Source organism: Pseudomonas sp. 3MAES_34.3B (genome assembly GCF_058145875.1).
In genome coordinates, this window is record NZ_CM176960.1 from 1573499 (window position 1) to 1593147 (window position 19649).

A 19649-nucleotide genomic window follows, 5' to 3' on the forward strand; every position below is an offset into this window, starting at 1 on the left:
CCAACCAACTGTACAAACTATGTGAAGCATAGCCCCTTCGGAGTAGCCCCATGCCTGATACCGCCTTGCAATTACTGGCAACTGACCCGCGGCAGTCTGTGTTGATGCGGCTGGGCACTTCCAGATCTGCGTCATTTATGCCTTTTGGCTATTCGCCGGAGCAAGGTCGGCCTGTTGGCTATGGCGGCCTGCACCTGGAGCCCGATGGGGTGTTTCTGTTAGGTAATGGATATCGGGCGTATTCCCCAACCCTGCTTCGCTTTACCAGGCCGGATGACTGGAGCCCGTTTGGGGCGGGTGGCACGAACGCTTATGCATATTGCAGGGGTGAGCCAATGAACCATGACGATCCGAGAGGCGAATCTGCTCACTTACTATTCTGGATCGCCAAATATATGAAACGGGTCGGCTTACCATTCGAGCTGCCATCACAGTATCCGATTACCACGCGATTGGCCTCTGAGACGGGCGGGAAGGCATTGCCAAACAAACCTCTTATCGCAATTAAGATGGATGGTTCGGAGGTGCCTTCGCCTTCTAGGCCGCGCGGCGCAACTCCGCCAAGGTCACCTGTGCCTGATCCTATACAGGAACGTTCTCGCGCCCGGTCGCGGTCCAAGTCTCCAATCGATAGGACTGCGGACCGTACGGACTCATCTGATTCCGACGACGAATGGGGCGGCCCAGGGAACTACCCTCGAATCGTATCGGGTAGGACTATTACTTGAGAGCCTGACAGTTCTACCTTGCGTGTACCAACTGGCACACAATCTGCTCTACCTACCTCCATCTCCGCCCAGTCGCCGGTTTCCCGGCGCGGGCTCAATTGGCTGAGGTAGCGCATGCGGTTTTCCTGTGTGGGTTGTGGCAAGTGCTGTAACGATCATCACGTTCCGCTCACCCTCGATGAGGCAAAGCAGTGGGCGGCTGACGGGGGCACGTTGATCGTGCTGACCGAAGGCTTCCTGGACGATGAGCGCCTGGCGCTTGACCCGGCCCTGCAACATGCCCAGCGCCGTTCGCTGCGTGTGCCGTGCGGCAGCACCCATGCCCATGTCGCGATTACCTTTGCCGCATTCAACGTAGGGCCCTGCCGCAACCTGGACGAAAACCTAATGTGCCGGATCTACGACCGCCGGCCATTGGTGTGCCGCATTTATCCGGCTGAGATTAACCCGCACATTCCGCTGCGCGCCGAGAACAAGGACTGCCCGCCGCAGGCGTGGGAGCAGGGGCCGGTGCTGATCCATGGCGGCAAGGCGGTGGCGACTGAACTGGAGCAACTGATCGAGCGCTCGCGCCAGGCAGACCGTGACGACATCGCCGCCAAGGCGGCTATCTGCAAGCTGCTGGGTATTCGCACCATGGCGTTGAAGGGCGAGGGCTTTACGGCGTTCATGCCGGACATGCGACACTTTGGGCAGGCAGCAGAGCGCGTGGAGGCATTGGGGTTGGCGGCATCGGCGGCGGATCAGCCTTGGTCGCTGCATGCGCCGAGCGAGGAGTTGGTTGCACGCCTGGAAGACACCGGCGCGCTGATCGCCGCCGCGCTGGAGCAGCAGAACTCGGCCTACATTCCGCTGCGCAAGGCGTCCTGACGGGCAGTAATGTTCGCAGGCTCCGCCAGCTCCCACACACCGCGTTGTAGGAGCCAGTGAAACTGGCGAACAGGGGTTAGAAGTCCACCGTACCGGAGAACTTCACCAGGCGAGGCTCGCCCTGGGTCAGGTAATCGCTGCTGCCGTAAGCCGAGGCCCAGTAGTTCTTGTTCATGATGTTTTCAACGTTAACCCGCAGGGTTACGTCCTTCTCGCTGACCCTGAATTTGTAGCGCGCGCCAGCATCGAAGCGGTTCCAGGTAGGTATGGTCAGGGTGTTTTGCGCGTTGGCATACTGACCGCCGGTGCGCAGCATCCGGGCGTTCAAGGCCACGCCTTCCAGGCCAGGCACATCCCAGTCCACGCTCGCGTTCATCTGGAATGAAGGCACGCCTTTGGCATGCTTGCCATCCGTGGTGTCGTCGCCGGTATCCTGCAACTCAGTGAAGATGCGCGTTGCGCCGGCCATCAAGCGAAGGCCTTCGATGGGCTCGCCGAAGACATTTAGTTCGATGCCCTTGTTGACCTGATCGCCTTGCGCTAAGAACTCGCCGTTCGTAACGTAACCATCGGTTGGCTTCTCGATGCGGAATACACCGAAGGTAGCGCCGTAGGTCTGCCAGTCGAACTTCACGCCGGCTTCGACTTGCTTGGTACGCCCAGGCGCGAAGACTTGGCCCTTGTTAACGGTAACCGTGCTGTCGGATGGCGCGGTCGGCCCCTCAGCCAAACCTTCGATACGGTTCGCATAGAAGGAAACACTGTCCCACGGTTTATAGACAATCCCGTAAACAGGCGTAGTGATCGACTCGTCGTAGGTGGCATTTCTGTCGCCGGTATAGCTCGCCAGCGTGCCGCCTTCGTACGAATAGCCTTTAACGATCAGCTCCTGGCGTCGCAGCCCAGCGGTCAACAGCACAGTGTCATCGAAGAAGCCGAAGGTATCGGATATCGCCACGCTTCGATTATTCGTACGGCCTGTAACGGACAAATCGCCCAGGTCCCCACCGGTGAACCAGGCATTGGTCGGCTTGGACAGCGCGGTCGGATGATAGATGTTGGTAACACCACCGTTGCCGTTATAGAACTCGAACGCACTTTCCTGGCGAGTCCATATCTCGGCCGCGCCAATAGCGACCTGATGGCTGACCGGCCCGGTCTGGAACTTGCCATTCAAACCCGCCAGCAAGCTTATGTTGTCTTCATCGTGAGGAATGATCGACCCGCCAATGGTGGCCGCGCCCGTAGCGGCGTTGGTCAGTGTAGGCGTGGCATAAAACCCGGTTTCCCGCGTATGTTTGCCGCCGCCCGCTACGTAGGCCGTCCAGCTGTCGTTCAGGTCGTATTCGCCACGCATCATGGCGAAGGTGTCTTCGGTTTCGGTATAGCTCCAGTCCTGCCCGTAGTTCTTGCTGGCATCGGGCGCGTTAGGAATGCTGGTAAGGCCAGAGCCCAACTGCACCGAGTTGCGGCTGTGGTTGATCCGCTGCTTCTGGTACCCGAAATCAGTCGACACGCGGAAGCGGTCGCCGCGGTAATCCAAGCCAGCCACGAACAACTTGCTGCGCTGGTCCTGATCGTCGATTGCCGTTTCGCCTTCACGCTGGCTGAGGTTCAGCCGGGCACCGAACCGGTTGTCTTCGCCAAAGCGCTGGCCAATGTCCAGGTGTTCACCGATACGGCCATCGGTAGTGATGTCTTGGGTATAGCGGCGGATCGGAGTATCGCTTGCGCGTTTTGATACCAGGTTTACCGCACCGCCCAAACCGGTACCCGTAGGGGATACACCGTTAAGGAAGGAGTTCGGGCCTTTGAACACTTCGACGCGCTCCAGCGCATCGGTCGACAAAATCTGCCGCGGCAGCACACCGTACATCCCGTTGTAGGAGATATCGTCGCCGTTCAGTTCCAGCCCACGGATCACAAATATCTGTGAGTTGTTCGCATACCCATACGCCTGCCGCACCGACGCATCGTTCATCAGCACGTCGCCCACGTCCTCGGCCTGCTGGTCCTCGATCAGTTTCGAGGTGTAGCTGGTCATGGTGAACGGTACGTCCATGATGTCCTTGTTGCCCAGAATGCCCAGCTGGCCGCCGCGCGCGACCTGGCCGCCGGCGAATTCCGGTGGCAGCGGGTTCTGTTCTTCGGTTTTTTGTGCGGTAACATCGATAGCGCCGAGGTCCACTGCTTCATCGGCGGCATGGGCAGCGAAGGCAACGGAACAGCACAGGGCAAGCAGGGTAGGGCGGGACGGGAAACGAACGGCCATCGGATGGTTCCTGGAACGGGTCAGGTCAGGGAAGTGCCTCCATGGCAATAGGAATGAATCTCAGGCGCGAATGCTATCAGCAGTCATTGCAAACTGTTATCGGTTTTTTCAACTTTTTTTCACATTTGTGAGTGGATTAATCCGAATAGCACGCACAGCCGTACAACGCCGTGGCGGTCAATTGCCAGCTAGTGTGCCGAGAGGGTCAGAGCCCGAAGTTGAAGGCGATCGACACTCGCGGGCGGGTGCCTTTGAACGGCCTTACACTGTGCAACAGCCAGGAGGGGAACATCACCAGCGTGCCGCTGCGGGCCGCTTCGGTGGTCGCACAGCCCGCGGCCACACATTCCTCGATGCGCATGCGCAATTCGGGCCGGTAGGCCGAGGCGACCAGCCCACGAGGGTCGAGGAATTCAAGATCGCCGCCCACGCTCGGGTCCTCGGCGCGGCCGCCGTCGTCCACCCAGTACACCGCCGACCAGAACGCGCCGGCATGGCCATGCACGCCATTGCTGTCGCCGGCGCGGTTGATGTTGGCCCAGGCGTTGAAATGCCATTCGAAGGTGGCATGTACCAGTGTGTTGTCGGCAGTGTGCACAGCGGTGAGGCTGCGGGCCATGTCTTGAGCGAACCCCAGCAGATACGCGCCGGCTTCCCCCGACCAGCTGGCGAAATCGCCCTGGGATTGCCAGCCGCCCTGATTGCTGTGCTGCACCCCGCGTGAGCGCGCTTCCTCGGCAAAAATCACGGCGCTGAGGTGTTTGTTCAGGGTTTCAGCGTCCGGCACCGGGCAGCTCACCAAAGGGGTAGGGAACAGCTTGCGGATCTTGAGGGTGCTTTCGTCGAAAGAATGCTGGGTCATTTCGGCCGCCATACCGCTGGGGAAACATCAGGTCAGCATTATTCTGGTGGCTGTTATGGGGTTACGCAACCTGCCTGCGCCGTAGTGAATTTGCGAACCCAACGGGCTTCGGCGCTGTCGTTAACCCATCGCGCCATCAATTTCGAGTGAGGAGCCGCCATGAGCAAGTCCGTACCTTTATTGACCCTGAACGACGACAAGATGATGCCTCAGTTGGGGCTGGGGGTTTGGAAAGCGTCCGACGACCAGGCCCGCCAGGCTGTTCACCATGCCTTTGAAGTGGGCTACCGCTCCATCGATACGGCGGCTATCTATGAGAACGAGCGCGGCGTGGGCCAGGGCCTGAAAGATGCCGCGCTGCCGCGCGAATCCTACTTCGTCACCACCAAAGTATGGAATGCCGACCAGGGCGCGCAGCCTTCACGCGACGCTGCGTTGCGTAGCCTGGATCGGTTGGACCTAGAGTACGTCGACCTTCTGTTGATTCACTGGCCGCTGCCCCAGGCAGATCGTTATCAGGAAACCTGGGAAACCTTGATCGCCCTGCGCGATGAAGGCCGGGCGCTGTCCATCGGCGTATCCAACTTCAACCCTGCCCATCTGGAGCGGCTGATTCGGGGGACGGGCGTTACTCCGGCGGTGAATCAGGTGGAAGCCCACCCGTATTTCCAGCGTGCCGACCTGCGCGAGGTGCACCGTTCGTTGAATATCCATACCGAAGCCTGGAGCCCGCTGGCTCAGGGCAAGGTGGCCCAGGATGCAGTGTTGCAAGCCCTTGCCGCCAAGTACGGAAAAACCCCCGCGCAGATCACGCTGCGCTGGCACCTGGATAGCGGCAATATCGTGATTCCGAAATCAGTGACACCCGAGCGCATCCGCGAGAATTTCGATGTGCTCGAATTCGAGCTCACCGACGAGGACCGGGCCCAGATTGCCGCGCTGGACAGGGGTGAGCGCCTGGGCCCGGATCCGGAAACCTTCAACATGGGGGCCTGAAGTACAACAGGAGCACTGCCGCCATGCCTCATCCACGCGAACCGGGCGAACCCTTCAAGCGGCTGTTCTTCGCGTTGGCATGCCCGCCTAAGCAACGCCAGGCGATTTCACGCTGGCGCAAGGAACTACCGCTTGGTAACGGCCGACGCGTGCCTGCGGATAATTTTCACCTTACCTTGCTGTTCCTCGGGGAAGTGCCGCTGCCTCTGCTGCCTGCGATTCTGGCTGCGGCAGGTGGCGTGAAGCCCCCGGGGGAGCCGCTGCGCGTGCCTCTGGATCGGCTCGATGCCTGGCGCCGCTCGGGCGTACTGCTGCTGGCGCCCGAGCAACCTCCTCGGGCGCTGCTGCGGTTGGCCTACGATCTGCAGCAAGCCATGCAACCGTTGGGCTTGTTGCCTGAGCACAGCGATTACCGCCCACACCTTACCCTCGCACGGGATTACCGGACCGAGGTACCCGAAGCCCCCAGTGCGCCGGATTTTCTGATCAAGGCCACCCACTTCACGCTATTCGAATCCCGCAAAGGCACTTATGTACCGTTGCAGGAGTGGCCGCTGGTGGTTTGAGCGGTATCGGCCACGCATTCAAAAACATTCGTTCGGATTCAATGAGTTGAGATTTAAATCCATCGGGGTGTAAATCTTTGCGAATTAGTACTATCGTCCATGCTGTAACAATAAAAATACAAGGACGATACCTCCATGAACAAAGCGTTTCCTCTCGCCTGCGCCACTGCATTAGCCCTGGCCGTTGCTTCGGCGCCTGCCTGGGCGACCCCCTCGCCTTACTCCACCATGGTGGTGTTCGGCGACAGCCTCAGCGATGCCGGGCAATTCCCTGACCCGGGCGGGCCGCTGGGTTCTGCCACCCGCTTTACCAACCGAACCGGGCCGACCTATCAGAACGGCAGCGGCGAGCTGTATGGGCAGGTTTCGCCAACGTTGCTTGGCGACCGTCTGGGCCTGGGCTCCACTGAGCTGGGCGCGTCCACCTCAGTGGTCAACCAGGCGCTGGGGCTGGCCGATGGCAACAACTGGGCGGTGGGCGGCTACCGTACGGATCAGATCCTGGATTCCATCACGGGCCAGTCCACGGTGGAAACCGGTGGCATTGTGTTGCGACAGCGCCCCGGTTACCTCGCCAATGGCAACCGTGCAGACGCCCGGGCCCTGTATTACCTCACCGGGGGCGGCAACGACTTCCTGCAAGGGCAGGTGACCTCGGTCGCCACCGCAGCCGCCGCCGGCGGGCGCCTCGCCGATAGCGCGCTGGCGCTGCAGCAGGCAGGCGCGCGCTACATCATGGTATGGCTGCTGCCCGACCTGGGGCTTACCCCGTTCAACTACGGCACGGCGAACCAGGCGGGCGTTTCGGCACTGAGCAGCGTGTTCAACCAGGCGCTGGTATCGCAACTGGCACTGATCGACGCCGAAGTGATCCCGCTGAACGTGCCGCTGTTGCTGTCAGAAGTCGTCGCGGACCCTTCCCGCTACGGCCTTGCCACCGGCGAGAACCTGGTAGGCACCTGCTTCAACGGCAATGGCTGCACGGCCAACGCCAATTACGGGCTGGGCAGCGCCGCGCCAGACCCTACGAAATTGCTGTTCAACGACAGCGTACACCCCACCACCACGGGCCAGAAGCTGATCGCCGACTATGCGTACTCGCTGTTGTCCGCGCCATGGGAACTGACCCTGCTACCCGAAATGGCCCATGCCGGGCTGCGTAGCCATCAGGATGCCTTGCGAAACCAGTGGCAACAGCCGTGGCAGCCTGTAGGTGGCTGGCAGGCGCTGATCGACACCGGCGGCGAGCAACTTACTTTCGACAACCAACATGGCGGCGCCAAGGGCGATGGCAATGGCTACACGCTTACGGTAGGCGGCAGTTATCGCCTGAACACCGCATGGCGCATGGGGGTTGCCGCGGGTTATTACCGGCAGCGAATGGACGCCGGCGTGGCGGATTCCGACTACAGCCTCAATAGCTACCTGGGCACGGCGTTCGCCCAGTACCAGCAAGGGCGCCTGTGGGGTGACCTTGCCGCCACCGGTGGCTCTCTGGACTACGACAGCCTCAAGCGCACCTTCGACCTGGGTGTAGGGCAGCGTTCGGAAAAAGGCGACAGCCAAGGTGAGCTGTGGGCGGTAAGCGGTCGGCTGGGTATCCAAGTAGCGCCCGTCGATAGCCCATGGCGGGTATCGCCATTCGTAAGCGCAGACTACGCCAGCGTGAAAGTGGACGGGTATTCCGAGCGCACCGAGCGCGCCACCGCACTGGATATCGGCGACCAGCGCCGCGACTCGAAACGCCTTGGCCTTGGCCTGAAAGTGAGCCGAAGCCTGGGCGATGCCACGCAGCTGTTTGCCGAAGCGGCCCACGAACGGGAGTTCAACGACGATGCCCAGCAGCTGGACCTCGCACTGCGCAGCCTGCCCGCCAATGGCTTTACGCTGCAAGGTTACAGCGCCCAACGCAACCTGGACCGCGCCAGCCTCGGCCTGCGCCATCAACTGGCGCCGGGCCTGAGCTTGAGTGGGATGTACAACTGGCGCCGCACCGACGCCAGCCAGCAGCAAGGCCTCAACCTGGGCCTTTCCTTAGAGTTTTAAGCGGCCGCTACGCGCCCCAAGCTGCAAGCCACACGCTAAAAGGCCCACGGCTTTAGTTTGTAGCTTGCCGCTTGCCGCTTGCAGCTTGCAGCTTGCCGCTTGCCGCTTAAAGCTTGAACCGAGCAACCATGCGGCTGAAGGAGGTGGCCAGGCGGGAGAGGTCCTGGCTGGACGCGTTGGTCTGGTTGGCACCAGCGGCGGTCTGGCTGGACAAGTCCTGGATGTTCACCAGGTTGCGGTCCACTTCGCGTGCTACCTGGGCTTGTTCTTCCGCCGCGCTGGCGATCACAAGGTTACGCTCGTTGATACCGGCCACCGCTACGGTGATACGTTCCAGGGCCTGGTCCGCGGCTTCGGCCAGTTGCTGGGTGTTCTGTGCCAGTGACTGGCTGTTGCCCATCGCGCGCACTGCCTGGTCGGCCGTGGCTTGTACAGTGGCAATCATGGTTTCGATTTCGCCGGTAGACGTCTGAGTGCGCGCCGCGAGCGCCCGTACTTCGTCCGCCACCACCGCGAAGCCTCGGCCCTGCTCACCAGCGCGCGCCGCTTCGATGGCCGCGTTCAAGGCCAGCAGGTTGGTTTGCTCGGCAATGCCACGAATCACGTCCACCACGTTGCCGATATTGCGCACCTGATCGGCCAGGGTGTGCACGGTTTCGGTCGAACCGTTAAGTTCGCGGGCCATGCCGTTGATCGCGCCCACCGCTTGCTGCACCTGGCTACGGCCGGTCTGCGCTTCCTGGCTGGTGCTGCGCGAGGCTTCAGAGGTGGACACCGCATTGCGGGCCACTTCTTCTACCGCGCTGGTCATCTCGGTCACGGCCGTGGCGGCTTGCTGGATCTCGTCGTTCTGGCGAGTGAGGCCTCGGGTGCTTTCCTCGGTCACCGCGCTCAGTTCCTCGGCCGCCGAAGCCAGCTGGTCGGACGCCTTGGCAATCTCTTCGATGGTGTTTTTCAGGTTGGTCTGCATTGCGCCCAGGGCAGTGAGCAGCATGCCGGTTTCGTCGGTGCGGTCGGCGCGAATGGGAACGGTCAGGTCACCGTCTGCCACTCGGCGAGCGGTCGAGACCGCCAAGGTGATCGGCCGCACGATGGCGCGGGTGATAAGCATGCCCAGCGCGATGGCCATGATGAATGCGATTGCGATACCGGCAATCAGCAGGTAGGTGGCCCGCTGGGAGGTGGCGCGCGAGTCGGTGGCGGCTTCCTCGATCTGGCGAACGTTGGAGTCGTTGATGGTGGTCACTTCGCCGAGCACCCGGCGGTAGCCCTCCAGCACGGGCCCGTTCAGCGCCTGGCGCGCCACCTCGATGTCGCCTTGGTCGATCAAGCTGATCGCCCTGTCCACGGCGGCCTGGAACGTGGCCCAGTCGGTCTGCTGCATGGCGTCGCCGGCGGCGCGCTCGTCATCTGCGAGTGGGGTGGTGCGGTAGGTCAGGAATGCCTTCCAGGCGTCGTCGCGGCTGGCGTTCATGGATGCGATCAGCTCGCGGCGAGTTTCCACCGGCGCCTTGGCTGCCACCAGCGACAGGTAGCGGTACAGGTCGCGGTTTTGCGCGATCAGGCTGGCGCGTACCTTGTTCACGTTGAGAATCGAGACCACGTTGTTGGAGAACACGCCGTCCAGATTGTCGCTGACCTGGCCGATGCCTCGGCCGCCGATGATGCCCACGATCAGCGTAAGCAGTGCACAGAAAACGAACGCGGTTAGAAGTTTGGTCGCCAACTTGGCGTTGTTGATAAAGCCCATGGTGGTTCAGCCCTTTTCCGTGCCTGAAATCGAACGCGCAGGCACTGCCTGCCGATGGCCATAAGCATCGGCGATCCTCGGGCAAATTAAAGCGCAGCGGCCGTGCGCCCGACGTGCGGGCGCCCGGTGATGGCGTTAGCGCCGGCGGGGGCGGGATACCACTGACTCGATATTCTTGCGGCCGATCAGGGGCGTGGGCGCCGCCTCGGCAGGAGCAGGGGCTAGCCATTTGAACATCACCAGGCAATCCACCAGCCCCTCGCGGGCGTGGCGGTAAGCCCTCGGCAGCCGGCCGACGATCTCGAAGCCCAGCTTCTGCCACAAGGCAACGGCCACCTCGTTGGTCGCCACTACCGAGTTGAATTGCATGGCCAGAAAGCCGCTGTCGCGCGCCAGGGTTTGCGAGTGCTCGCACATCAACCGCGCCACGCCCCGCCCGCGGGCGGCTTCGGTGACCATGTAGCCGCAATTGCATACATGGTTGCCAGGGCCAGCGGCGTTGGCCTTGAGGTAATAGCTGCCGAGCAGCACGCCATCTTCTTCAGCCACGAAGGTGTGCAGCGGCAGGTCGAGCCACAGGGCTTGGGCCTGAGCTTCGGTCAGGTTGGGGTCGTATGCGTAGGTTTCCTGGGCGCTGACCACCGCCTGGAAGGTAGGCCAGAAGTGCGGGAAATCTTCTGGCTGCATGGGGCGGATCGAAATCATGAGGTTTCCTGAAAGCTGACGCAGTGCCCGACGGGGCACTGCGTTTAAAGTTTATTGCACAACCCGGTAGCAGGGCACGTAAGCGTCCCCGCCGGGAAGCTTCATCCGGTGCTGCGCCACGAAGGCTCGCAGCAGTTTATCCAAGGGCTGCATGATCGCCGGATCCCCGTGGATCTCATACGGGCCATGGGCTTCGATCAGGCGGATGCCGTGCTCTTTCACGTTACCCGCCACGATTCCCGAGAATGCCCGTCGCAGGTTTGCCGCCAGCTGGTGAGGGGGAATGTCGCGGTTAAGCTGCAGCGCGGCCATGTTCTCGTGGGTGGGGTCGAACGGGCGCTGGAAGCCTTCTTCGATCCGCAGCAGCCAGTTGAAGTGGAAGGCATCGGCGCGCTCGCGGCGGAACAGCTTCACGTCCTTGAGGCCTTGGGCCATTTGCCGGGCTACCTCGGCCGGGTCGTCGATGATGATGGTGTACAGCGCCTGGGCGGCCGGCCCCAGGGTAGCCCCAATGAACGCATGCAACTGCTCGAAGTAGTTGGCCGCGCTGCTTGGGCCGGTGAGCAGCAAGGGGAAGGGCAGGTCCCGGTTTTCCGGGTGCATGAGAATGCCGAGCAGGTACAGCAGTTCTTCCGCGGTGCCCGCGCCGCCCGGGAACACAATGATGCCGTGGCCGACACGCACGAACGCTTCCAGGCGCTTTTCGATGTCCGGCAGGATCACCAGCTCGTTCACGATGGGGTTTGGCGCCTCGGCGGCAATGATCCCCGGCTCGGTCAGGCCCAGGTAGCGGCCCCCGGTAAGCCGTTGCTTGGCGTGGGCAATGGTGGCGCCTTTCATTGGGCCTTTCATCACACCCGGGCCGCAGCCGGTACACACGTCAAGCTTGCGCAGGCCCAGCTCATGGCCCACCTTCTTGGTGTATTTGTACTCATCACCATTGATGGAGTGGCCACCCCAGCACACCACCATTTTCGGCTCCACCCCGGCGCGCAAGGTGCGGGCATTGCGTAGCAGGTGGAACACGTAGTCAGTGATGCCCACGGAATTGCTCAAATCGATCCGTTGGCTGTCCAGCTCGCTTTTGGTGTACACGATGTCGCGCAGGGCGCTGAACAGCATCTCCCGTGTACTGGCGATCATCTCGCCGTCCACGAAGGCGTCGGCCGGTGCGTTGAGCAGTTCCAGGCGAACGCCGCGGTCCTGCTGGTGAATGCGTACCTCGAAATCCTTGTAGGCATCGAGGATGGTCTTGGCGTTATCCACATGGGCGCCGGTGTTGAGAATAGCCAGGGCGCATTGACGGAAAAGCGTGTAGATGCTCCCTGAGCCCGCTTCGCTCAGTTGCTGCACTTCGCGTTGCGAGAGGGTTTCCAGGCTGCCCTTTGGGCTGATCGAAGCGTTGATTACGGCTCGTGCGGTCATACTCGGTTCCCTTTGAGCGACCCCCGGGGCGTATGGCTGGCCGGGGCTCGGCAGTTGCACTGGAGTCATTGAACCGAGCCTTGCGGTGGAAAGCAAACCTTCGCTGCATGTCGGTGCCCCTCAAAGTGCTATTAAAGCGCCATTGGGCAGGATCTTTCCGCCAGGGGCTGGCGTGCAGTCACCGCACAGCCTATCGTCGGCGCAGGCGCTTTCAGCCATGGGCTGGCCACGCGCGGGAGACGTACATGCGCACACTGTTATTCAGCGGTTGCCTGATGGTTTCACTGTTGCTTCCTGCAACGGCTTGGCCCGCGCCGCTGCGGCTGGTGGGCGATCTATGGCCACCCTATGTGGATGCTTCGCTGCCCGGGGGCGGGGTAGCTACCAGCGTGGTCACCGCAGCGCTGACCCGTGCGGGTTACCCCTGTGAGTTTCAGCAACTACCCTGGGCGCGGGCGGTGCAAGGCATTGGGGATGGGCGCTACGACGTGCTGGTCACGGTGTGGTACAACGACGACCGCACCCGCATCGGCGAGCATTCCGAGGGATACCTGGCCAATCGCATTCTGTTCTGGCGCCAGCGGGGCGCTGCGGTCGACTTCGATGGAGACCTCGATGGCCTGGCGCAATACCCCATCGCCGTTGCCCGGGGCTACGCCTACAGCCCGGCCTTCACCCGCAACAGTGATTTGCTGAAGATACCGGTGAAAAACTTCGCCATGGCGACTGAAATGCTCGCCGCCGGGCGGGTAGCCCTGGCGGTGGAAGACGAGCGCGTGGGCCGTTATGTGCTGGAACGGCAACCCGCGTCGATTCAAAGCCAGGTAGAGCCGCTGCCTACGCCGTTGGCCGAAGCCGACCTGCGTATTCTGGTAAGCCTTAAAACACAGGACCACGGCAAGATCATCAAGGGTTTCAATCGGGCCATTGCCGAGATGCGCGCCGACGGCAGCCTTAAAGCGCTCACGGCGCAGAAGGGCGCGGGGCAGGGCGCAACGGTGCAATAGCCGTTTGCGACGTGACCCCGGCACGGCATACTGGCTGCGTCATCACGGCATGCGTGTGCAAAGCCCGCCAAGGAATGGGTGCTCGAGGGCCATGCCAGGGCTATCCGAGGAACGTCTGCGCAGTGACGCCGAAGCGATTTGCCAATGCCTTGACTTGCCTGACGCTCAGCTTTCGTTTGCCGGAGAGCAGCTGCGACACAGTCGACTGATTGCCCAACTCTGGCAGGTCGCGCTGGGTCAACTCATGCTCTTCCATGAACGAACGTAGTACATCAATGCCAGACGCGCATGGCATAGGCCGTACTTGGTGATCGTAGGCTTCTATAAGGGTCGCCATGAGGCTGACCATGCCATCCAGGGGATGGTCATTGTCGTAGCCGGTAATTTCCTGGAGCTTGTCCAGAGCATCCACCAGCGCGTCGTACTCCGCCTCGCTGCGCGGCGGGCTGAGCAAAGGAGCAACGAATACCCAATGCTTTAGTGCGTGTTTATCTCGCATTTGGGGCCTTGTGATCTGGTTGTTGACCGGTTTGCAAGCTAATGCTTGATTGGATGAAATGCAAAAGCGGACTGTAACGTCTGGGCCTTCTAGCTCCAGATACCATAGGCACCGAACACCACCTTCACGCAGCGGTCCAAATCCTTGCCAGGCGAGCCAACCTGCAGTTTGTCGCACTACACCCTTGGCTGGCCGGCACCCAACGGGCGGGGGCTCCCGCTTTGGCATGGCTTGAAGGAACGTGAGCAGCATGGATAAACCTGGCAAGGCACGGAAGGTCGTTGTAGTCGGGACGTCTGCGGGGGGCGTGGATGCGCTGCAGCAATTTTTCCAGGTCATCGACCCTGATACCCATGCCGCCTTCCTGGTGGTGATGCATATTCCTCCCCAGGCCAGGAGCAACCTTGACCGCATCCTTTCCCGGGCCACCCGGCTGCCGGTGATCGCGGCCTATGAGGATCAGGCGCTCAAACCCGGCACGGTGTATGTGGCGACGCCCGATCGCCACCTCATGGTTGATGCGCAGGGGGTGCGCGTTACGCGAGGGCCACGGGAGTGCAGGGCTCGGCCGGCCATCGACGTGTTGTTCAGGTCGGCCGCCGTCGCTTATGGGCGCAACGCCATCGGGGTGGTCCTCACCGGAGCCTTGGACGATGGCACCGCCGGGCTATGGGCAATCAAGGACCGCAACGGTTTTGCACTGGTGCAGGACCCCGCCGAAGCCATGCACAGTTCCATGCCGCAGAGTGCCATCGACCATGTGAAGGTGGACTTCGTTGCCCCGGTACGCTCGCTGGCCGAGCGAATAGGCGAGCTGGTCAGCGAGAAGGCGCTCACCCATGATCCAGTGCCGAACCCGGCGAATGAACACTTGGTGATCGAGAACCGGATCAGCCTGAGCGGCAGAGGCTTGGAAGAAGGCGTGTTCGGGCTCGGCCAAGTGTCCAGGTACACCTGCCCGGAATGCCATGGAGCACTGGTCGAAATCAGGGAAGGGCGGATCATCCGCTTCCGCTGTCATACGGGCCACGCCTACTCCATGAAAACCCTTATCGGCGCGATCAATGAAAGCGTTGATCAGGGCTTGTGGGACGTGCTGCGGGCCTTGGAAGAACGCATTCTACTGCTGCGGCAGATGGCTGAGCTTGCCAGCGAGGCGGGGCACACCGCCGACGCTGCCTATTGCCTGGAGCAAGCGGACCGTGCGCACGCGAGGCTCGAGCCATTGCGCGAAGTGGTGCTGGACCTGGAAATTTTCGGTTCTCCAGCTGCTGACTGACCTACCGTCGAATCCACATCAGCAGTGCAAGGCGCGGGCTCGGCGGTGACGGCTGGCTTGCCTGCGCGTCGCCGCCTGCCGTCGGCCAGAGGCTAACCGGCGCTCTGAAAACCAGGCGCGACGGCTTACAATCCCCCTCTTTTTTGTCGACTTCAGGCCCGCCCGTGTTTATCGCGCTCGACCCTCCAACCATGCTTACCATCTCGATCGCCCTCGCGGCCGCCGCCGGGTTGTACCTGGCGGTGGAATGGCGCAGCGTGCGTCAGCCTTCGTTACTGTTCTGGAGCAGCGGGTTCGCCACCATTGCCGTGGGGTCCACGCTGGCCCTGCTTCGCGGCGGCGGCCTGTTACTGGTCGGCATCTGGTTCGCCAATGGCTTGCTGGTGGTGGCGCATTGGCTGTTTCTGCTTGGGGTGGCCCGCTTCACCCAGGCGCGGCTGTCACGGGCCTGGTATTTGATATTCGTGGGCTGGGCAGGGCTGTTGTTGCTCCCCGAAGACCCTTCGTGGTCCAAACTGATGCTCGCTGCCAACTCCCTGCTGGTGGCCGTGCTGATGTTCAGGGCTGGCCTGCTGCTGCGCCCGCATGGGAAATCCCTCACGGTGGGCGCGGTACAGTTGCGTTACGTGCTGTTGGCCCACGGCGTGTTTTATTTCGCCAAGGCGCTGAGCGCGGGTATGCCCGGTACCGTGATCGACCTTACGGCGTTTCGTGGCGAGATCATTCAGATCTCACTGGTGGAAGGCGCGATGGCGATCATGTTGATCGCGCTGTCGATGACCGGAACCGAACGCTATCGGCGCGAAACCCGCATTGCCCGCCTGGCCGCGCGGGACCCGCTCACCGGCTTGTATAACCGCCGCGCGCTGGATGTTCAGGCCCCCCGGTTGCTGAACACCGCCAGCGCTGCAACGCCAGGGGCGGCGCTATTGATCGACATCGATAACTTCAAACCGGTCAACGACCTGTATGGCCACAGTGCCGGCGACCGCCTGCTGGTGTCGTTGAGTGAAATGATCCGCGCGGTTTTGCCCCAGGGTGCGCTGGCGGCCCGGCTGGGTGGGGATGAGTTCATCATCCTGCTGGCTGGGGCGTCACAGGCACAGGTGCTGTCGTTGGGCGAGCAATTGCGTGAGCGGTTCCAGAAGTTTGCCGGCGAGGCTTTCCCTACCGCTGAGGCGGTTACCCTCAGCATCGGCGCTAGCCTGTTCGTGCGGCCACCTGCAAGCCTGGCGGCACTCATCGAACAAGGTGACGCTGCGCTTTATGAATCCAAGCGAGGCGGGCGTGACAGTTTGCGATTGGCCGACCCGGCGCCCGAGGGGCAGGCGCCGGTGGCCTGAGGCGCTTCGCCGTGGCCCATGAGGCAGGCCAAGGCGAAGCGGGGCGGGAGGGTCAGTACTTCCAGCTGACCGAGGCGGTAACATTGCGAGGCGCCGCATAGTTGCTGGCGGTGCCGCTGTAGAGGGAGGTGAAGTACTTGCGGTCGCTGATGTTGTTGAGGTTCAGCGCAGTGCTCCAGTGCTCGTCAATGTCATACCCGGCCATCAGGTCGACCACGGCGTAGGCATTCTGGCGAATCAGGCTGATGCTGTCGTTCTGGATGCCGCTCTGCCAGCTTACGCGGGTGCCCACGGTTGCCTTCGGCATGAAGGGCAGGCGGTAGGTGGCCAGGCCGTGGAAGCTGTGCGTGGGCACGAACTTGCGGGCCTTGTCGCCGTCTTCATCGTCGATGCGTACGTAGGTATAGCCGGCCAGCACGTCCAGGCCCGGGTACACCTCGCCGGAGGCTTCGAGTTCGATGCCGTGGCTTTTGTAGTCCACTGATTCGTAGAGGTACTGCGAGCCTACCTGTTCATAGGCACCTGCCACGTTGCGTTGCTGGGTCTTGAATACGGCGGCGGTAAGGTCCAGCCGGTTGTCCATCAGGCGGCCCTTGATACCGGCCTCAAGGCTTTTGCCTTCCAGCGGGTCGAGCAATTTGCCGTCCAGGCCCAGCGTGCTGTATTGCGGATTGAAGATCTCGGTCCAGCTGGTGTAAACAGCCCATTGTTTGCTCAGGTCGTATACCAGCCCGGTGTACGGGGTGACCTTGCCATGTTCTTGCATGGAATGGTCTGCGCCATAGCTCTCGCCCGAGCCATCAGCGCTAAGGATGCGCGCGCCGGCGATCCAGTGCAGGTTGTCAGCCAGGCTGAAACGGGCACCGGCGAATAGGCTTTTCTGCCGGTCCTCGAAGTTCTGGGTGTTGGTATCGCTGGTGTACACGAAATCAGGTTTTGCCGCAGTGCCGGCCAACACGCCGGCGAAGGACGTGTAGTAGTAACCGTAGTCGTCCACCACAGCGCGTGAGGGGTCGTACTCGCGGGCTTTCTGGTGGGTACGGCCATAGCTCGCGCCAATGGTCAGCTCGTGCTCGCGGCCAAACAGGCTGAACGGCCCCGAAGCCTTGGCCTCGCCGATGAGCTGGTGGGACTTGCCGGAGGTGTCCGCAGCATACATGTAGGCGTCGTCGCCGGTCACGCCGGCAACGTACAGCATGTTCATGTCCTGGTACTCGGTGATCCCGGTCGCCGTCACGGTCGCGTTCCAGCCGTTATCGAACTCATGCTTGAGCTCGGCGAAGGCACGCTGGGTATGGATATTCCAGTACGTCCACGGCTGGCCAACACTGGAGCTGCGGCCACTGTAATGGATGGCGTTGTTGCTGCTGTCTACCAGCGGCAGGTTGCCCCAGGTACTGCCGTTCGAATCGCTGTTGTGCTGCGTGAAGCCCACGGTCAGCGTGTCGGCGTCAGAGAGGTCAAAGGCCAGCAACCCGGCGGCAACGGTTTTTTCATGGCTGTAATGGTCCAGCCAGGAGTTGCCCTTGTCGTGGGCATAGATAAAGCGCCCGCGCACATTGCCGGTAGGGGTGAGAGGGCCCGAGACGTCCACGTCCACGCGGCGGTTGTCCCATGAGCCCACGCTGGTGTTGATCTGGGCCTGGAACGTTTCGGTGGGGCGCTTGCGCACGTAGTTCACCGTGGCCGAAGGGTTGCCCGTGCCGCTCATCAGGCCGTTGGCGCCGTGCAGGATGTCTATCTGCTCGAACTCGGCCATGTCCAGGTCGCCGTTCTGGATCGTTTGGGTAAAGGGCATGCCCATGCCATCGAACTCGAAGGTGCCGATGTCGAAGCCGCGGGAGGTGAACTCGGTGCGGTCGGTTTCGCTTTGCTCCACGGTGACGGAAGGCGCCGCACGGATGGCGTCCTTCACGCTGTTCATCTTGAAGTCGTCGAGCTGCTTGCGCGTGATAGTGGTAATCGCTTGCGGCGTTTGTTGCTTGGTCAGCCCCATCTTGGTGGTACTGGAGGAAGGCTGGCCCTGATAGCCCTGAGGCTCCCCTTCGCTGGCCGCGACCGTGTCCTCGATTTGCGTAGTTGGCAATGTGACCACATCGGCGGCGTGGGCGAGCGGCAACGCGGTGCATGCACTGGCTAACAGCAAGGTGGCGGGGAGACGAGGTTTCAAGGTCGCGGTTCCTGGAGGTGAATGGAAGCGCACGATTCTGAATGAAAATGTAAATGAGAACTAGACGCAGCGGTAACAAAGTGTCGACATTTTTTTCACATTGGCACGCTTAACAGGTCAGGGCTGCACATGCACCGCACATGCAGCCCCCCAAACCGCATCACTTGCTGCGGAAAACCACTGCCAGCCCCAGCAGGATAAGCACCATCCCCGCCAGGCTCATGGCGGCAAGCGCGTTGCCTAGCACCAGGTAGTCCAGCACAACGGTAACCACCGGAACCAGATAGAACAGGCTAGTGACGTTCACCAGGTTGCCACCCTGAATCATGCGGTAGAGCAGCAATTGCGCCCCTACCGAGATCACCAGCCCCAGCCACATCACCGGCACGATAAAACCGATGTCCAGGCTGACCGCTACGCGCTGGAAGGGGCTGAACCCCAGGCACAGCAGCAAGCTGACCACGTATTGCAGCGGCATCACCTCGGCAGGGTGCTGGCTGACACGCCTTTGGAGGATTGCCCCGGTGGTCATGAAGCCCAACGCCATTAGCGCAAATATGCACCCCAACACCGATACATGCGCCGCCATCACGCTGTCGTACACCACCAATACCAGCCCGGTGAGCGCCACCAGTAGCCCTGCCAGCCTTGCCGGCGACGCGCGACGCTCAAGCAGCAACAACGTAAGAATGGGCTGTATCCCAAGCAGGGTAGCGATCACTCCGGGGGTGATGCCGTAGGCCATGGCTTTGAAGTAACAGATGGAGTAGCCGCCAATGAGCATGAAGCCGGTGGCCGCTACCGAGGTTCGGGTGCCAGGCGCGGGCAACCAGCGCCCGCGAATACCACCTATCAGCAACAACGCGAACAAGGCCAGGCTGAAGCGCACGATCAGCAGCCCGAAAGGCGAACCGTGGTCCAGCCCCCAGCGGCTGAAGATCGCGGCGCTGCCCCACAGCAGTACGAAAGAACCCATGGCGCCATAACTGGCGAGGGTTGAGCGGGAAATACTCATAAAGTGAATCACCTGTGTTCAGAACAGACAGGCTCCAGCACCCCAGAGGGGCAGCGTTTCAAGGGCTCGAAGGCTGGAGCTGTGACAGTCGGCCGGTCAGGCCAGCGCAACCCGCC

At 61.8% G+C, this 19649-nt stretch carries 16 protein-coding genes and 1 pseudogene; 8 read left to right on the plus strand and 9 right to left on the minus strand.

The window, feature by feature from the left end:
• The first annotated feature begins 137 nt into the window (after positions 1–137).
• Positions 138–728: an RHS repeat-associated core domain-containing protein gene (locus AC3Z8Y_RS07045; protein ID WP_490089954.1), complete on the plus strand. Its 591-nt coding sequence runs from the start codon at positions 138–140 to the stop codon at positions 726–728.
• A 114-nt stretch (positions 729–842) separates the two neighbouring features.
• Positions 843–1598, plus strand: a complete 756-nt coding sequence (locus AC3Z8Y_RS07050) for a YkgJ family cysteine cluster protein (protein ID WP_490089038.1) — start codon at positions 843–845, stop codon at positions 1596–1598.
• Between the two features lie 76 nt (positions 1599–1674).
• On the opposite strand, the gene AC3Z8Y_RS07055 is transcribed toward AC3Z8Y_RS07050, so the two are convergent.
• Positions 1675–3870, minus strand: a complete 2196-nt coding sequence (locus AC3Z8Y_RS07055) for a TonB-dependent receptor (RefSeq protein ID WP_490089039.1) — start codon at positions 3868–3870, stop codon at positions 1675–1677.
• A 205-nt stretch (positions 3871–4075) separates the two neighbouring features.
• On the minus strand, positions 4076–4732 hold the full coding sequence (locus tag AC3Z8Y_RS07060) for a TIGR02466 family protein (RefSeq protein WP_490089040.1): 657 nt from the start codon (positions 4730–4732) through the stop codon (positions 4076–4078).
• A 159-nt stretch (positions 4733–4891) separates the two neighbouring features.
• Here AC3Z8Y_RS07060 and AC3Z8Y_RS07065 point away from each other — a divergent pair, with 159 nt between their 5' ends.
• From AC3Z8Y_RS07065 to estP, 3 genes are all read left to right on the plus strand, one after another.
• Positions 4892–5728: an aldo/keto reductase gene (locus AC3Z8Y_RS07065; RefSeq protein ID WP_490089041.1), complete on the plus strand. Its 837-nt coding sequence runs from the start codon at positions 4892–4894 to the stop codon at positions 5726–5728.
• A gap of 23 nt (positions 5729–5751) precedes the next feature.
• Positions 5752–6294, plus strand: a complete 543-nt coding sequence (thpR, locus tag AC3Z8Y_RS07070) for an RNA 2',3'-cyclic phosphodiesterase (protein WP_490089042.1) — start codon at positions 5752–5754, stop codon at positions 6292–6294.
• A gap of 135 nt (positions 6295–6429) precedes the next feature.
• Entirely contained in the window at positions 6430–8340 is a 1911-nt protein-coding gene (gene estP / locus AC3Z8Y_RS07075; RefSeq protein ID WP_490089043.1) for an esterase EstP, read from the plus strand.
• 106 nt (positions 8341–8446) lie between these two features.
• On the opposite strand, the gene AC3Z8Y_RS07080 is transcribed toward estP, so the two are convergent.
• From AC3Z8Y_RS07080 to ppnN, 4 genes and pseudogenes are all read right to left on the minus strand, one after another.
• Positions 8447–9310: a methyl-accepting chemotaxis protein gene (locus tag AC3Z8Y_RS07080; RefSeq protein WP_445674410.1), complete on the minus strand. Its 864-nt coding sequence runs from the start codon at positions 9308–9310 to the stop codon at positions 8447–8449.
• Positions 9305–10090: pseudogene (locus AC3Z8Y_RS07085) on the minus strand (MCP four helix bundle domain-containing protein); the annotation flags it as partial. The gene AC3Z8Y_RS07080 and the pseudogene AC3Z8Y_RS07085, both read right to left, overlap by 6 nt.
• Positions 10091–10225: 135 nt before the next feature.
• The gene (locus AC3Z8Y_RS07090) at positions 10226–10795 is read right to left on the minus strand and encodes a GNAT family N-acetyltransferase (RefSeq protein ID WP_490089044.1); all 570 of its coding nucleotides are present in this window, start codon (positions 10793–10795) and stop codon (positions 10226–10228) included.
• 51 nt (positions 10796–10846) lie between these two features.
• Positions 10847–12220 (minus strand): nucleotide 5'-monophosphate nucleosidase PpnN, encoded by a 1374-nt coding sequence (gene ppnN, locus AC3Z8Y_RS07095; RefSeq protein ID WP_490089045.1) that lies wholly within the window; start codon positions 12218–12220, stop codon positions 10847–10849.
• A 245-nt stretch (positions 12221–12465) separates the two neighbouring features.
• On the opposite strand from ppnN, the gene AC3Z8Y_RS07100 reads away from it, so the two are divergent.
• Entirely contained in the window at positions 12466–13227 is a 762-nt protein-coding gene (locus tag AC3Z8Y_RS07100) for a substrate-binding periplasmic protein (RefSeq protein WP_490089046.1), read from the plus strand.
• A 100-nt stretch (positions 13228–13327) separates the two neighbouring features.
• Here AC3Z8Y_RS07100 and AC3Z8Y_RS07105 read toward each other — a convergent pair whose 3' ends face one another.
• Entirely contained in the window at positions 13328–13726 is a 399-nt protein-coding gene (locus AC3Z8Y_RS07105) for a helix-turn-helix domain-containing protein (protein ID WP_490089047.1), read from the minus strand.
• A gap of 250 nt (positions 13727–13976) precedes the next feature.
• On the opposite strand from AC3Z8Y_RS07105, the gene AC3Z8Y_RS07110 reads away from it, so the two are divergent.
• Positions 13977–15005, plus strand: a complete 1029-nt coding sequence (locus tag AC3Z8Y_RS07110; protein ID WP_490089048.1) for a chemotaxis protein CheB — start codon at positions 13977–13979, stop codon at positions 15003–15005.
• A gap of 170 nt (positions 15006–15175) precedes the next feature.
• Positions 15176–16348 carry a GGDEF domain-containing protein gene (locus tag AC3Z8Y_RS07115; protein ID WP_490089955.1) on the plus strand — a complete coding sequence of 391 codons (1173 nt, stop codon included), beginning with the start codon at positions 15176–15178 and terminating at the stop codon, positions 16346–16348.
• Between the two features lie 52 nt (positions 16349–16400).
• Here the strand turns inward: AC3Z8Y_RS07115 and AC3Z8Y_RS07120 are convergent, their stop codons facing one another.
• Together AC3Z8Y_RS07120 and AC3Z8Y_RS07125 are read right to left on the minus strand one after the other, a co-directional pair.
• Positions 16401–18518 (minus strand): TonB-dependent siderophore receptor, encoded by a 2118-nt coding sequence (locus AC3Z8Y_RS07120; protein ID WP_490089049.1) that lies wholly within the window; start codon positions 18516–18518, stop codon positions 16401–16403.
• A gap of 160 nt (positions 18519–18678) precedes the next feature.
• Positions 18679–19533: a DMT family transporter gene (locus AC3Z8Y_RS07125; protein ID WP_490089050.1), complete on the minus strand. Its 855-nt coding sequence runs from the start codon at positions 19531–19533 to the stop codon at positions 18679–18681.
• Positions 19534–19649: the final 116 nt, after the last annotated feature.

Coding starts and splice junctions, on each gene's coding strand:
- AC3Z8Y_RS07045 (WP_490089954.1), top strand. CDS start 138: ATGCCTTTTGGCTATTCGCCGGAGCAAGGTCGGCCTGTTGGCTATGGC.
- AC3Z8Y_RS07050 (WP_490089038.1), top strand. CDS start 843: ATGCGGTTTTCCTGTGTGGGTTGTGGCAAGTGCTGTAACGATCATCAC.
- AC3Z8Y_RS07055 (WP_490089039.1), bottom strand. CDS start 3,870: ATGGCCGTTCGTTTCCCGTCCCGCCCTACCCTGCTTGCCCTGTGCTGT.
- AC3Z8Y_RS07060 (WP_490089040.1), bottom strand. CDS start 4,732: ATGACCCAGCATTCTTTCGACGAAAGCACCCTCAAGATCCGCAAGCTG.
- AC3Z8Y_RS07065 (WP_490089041.1), top strand. CDS start 4,892: ATGAGCAAGTCCGTACCTTTATTGACCCTGAACGACGACAAGATGATG.
- thpR (WP_490089042.1), top strand. CDS start 5,752: ATGCCTCATCCACGCGAACCGGGCGAACCCTTCAAGCGGCTGTTCTTC.
- estP (WP_490089043.1), top strand. CDS start 6,430: ATGAACAAAGCGTTTCCTCTCGCCTGCGCCACTGCATTAGCCCTGGCC.
- AC3Z8Y_RS07080 (WP_445674410.1), bottom strand. CDS start 9,310: ATGCAGACCAACCTGAAAAACACCATCGAAGAGATTGCCAAGGCGTCC.
- AC3Z8Y_RS07090 (WP_490089044.1), bottom strand. CDS start 10,795: ATGATTTCGATCCGCCCCATGCAGCCAGAAGATTTCCCGCACTTCTGG.
- ppnN (WP_490089045.1), bottom strand. CDS start 12,220: ATGACCGCACGAGCCGTAATCAACGCTTCGATCAGCCCAAAGGGCAGC.
- AC3Z8Y_RS07100 (WP_490089046.1), top strand. CDS start 12,466: ATGCGCACACTGTTATTCAGCGGTTGCCTGATGGTTTCACTGTTGCTT.
- AC3Z8Y_RS07105 (WP_490089047.1), bottom strand. CDS start 13,726: ATGCGAGATAAACACGCACTAAAGCATTGGGTATTCGTTGCTCCTTTG.
- AC3Z8Y_RS07110 (WP_490089048.1), top strand. CDS start 13,977: ATGGATAAACCTGGCAAGGCACGGAAGGTCGTTGTAGTCGGGACGTCT.
- AC3Z8Y_RS07125 (WP_490089050.1), bottom strand. CDS start 19,533: ATGAGTATTTCCCGCTCAACCCTCGCCAGTTATGGCGCCATGGGTTCT.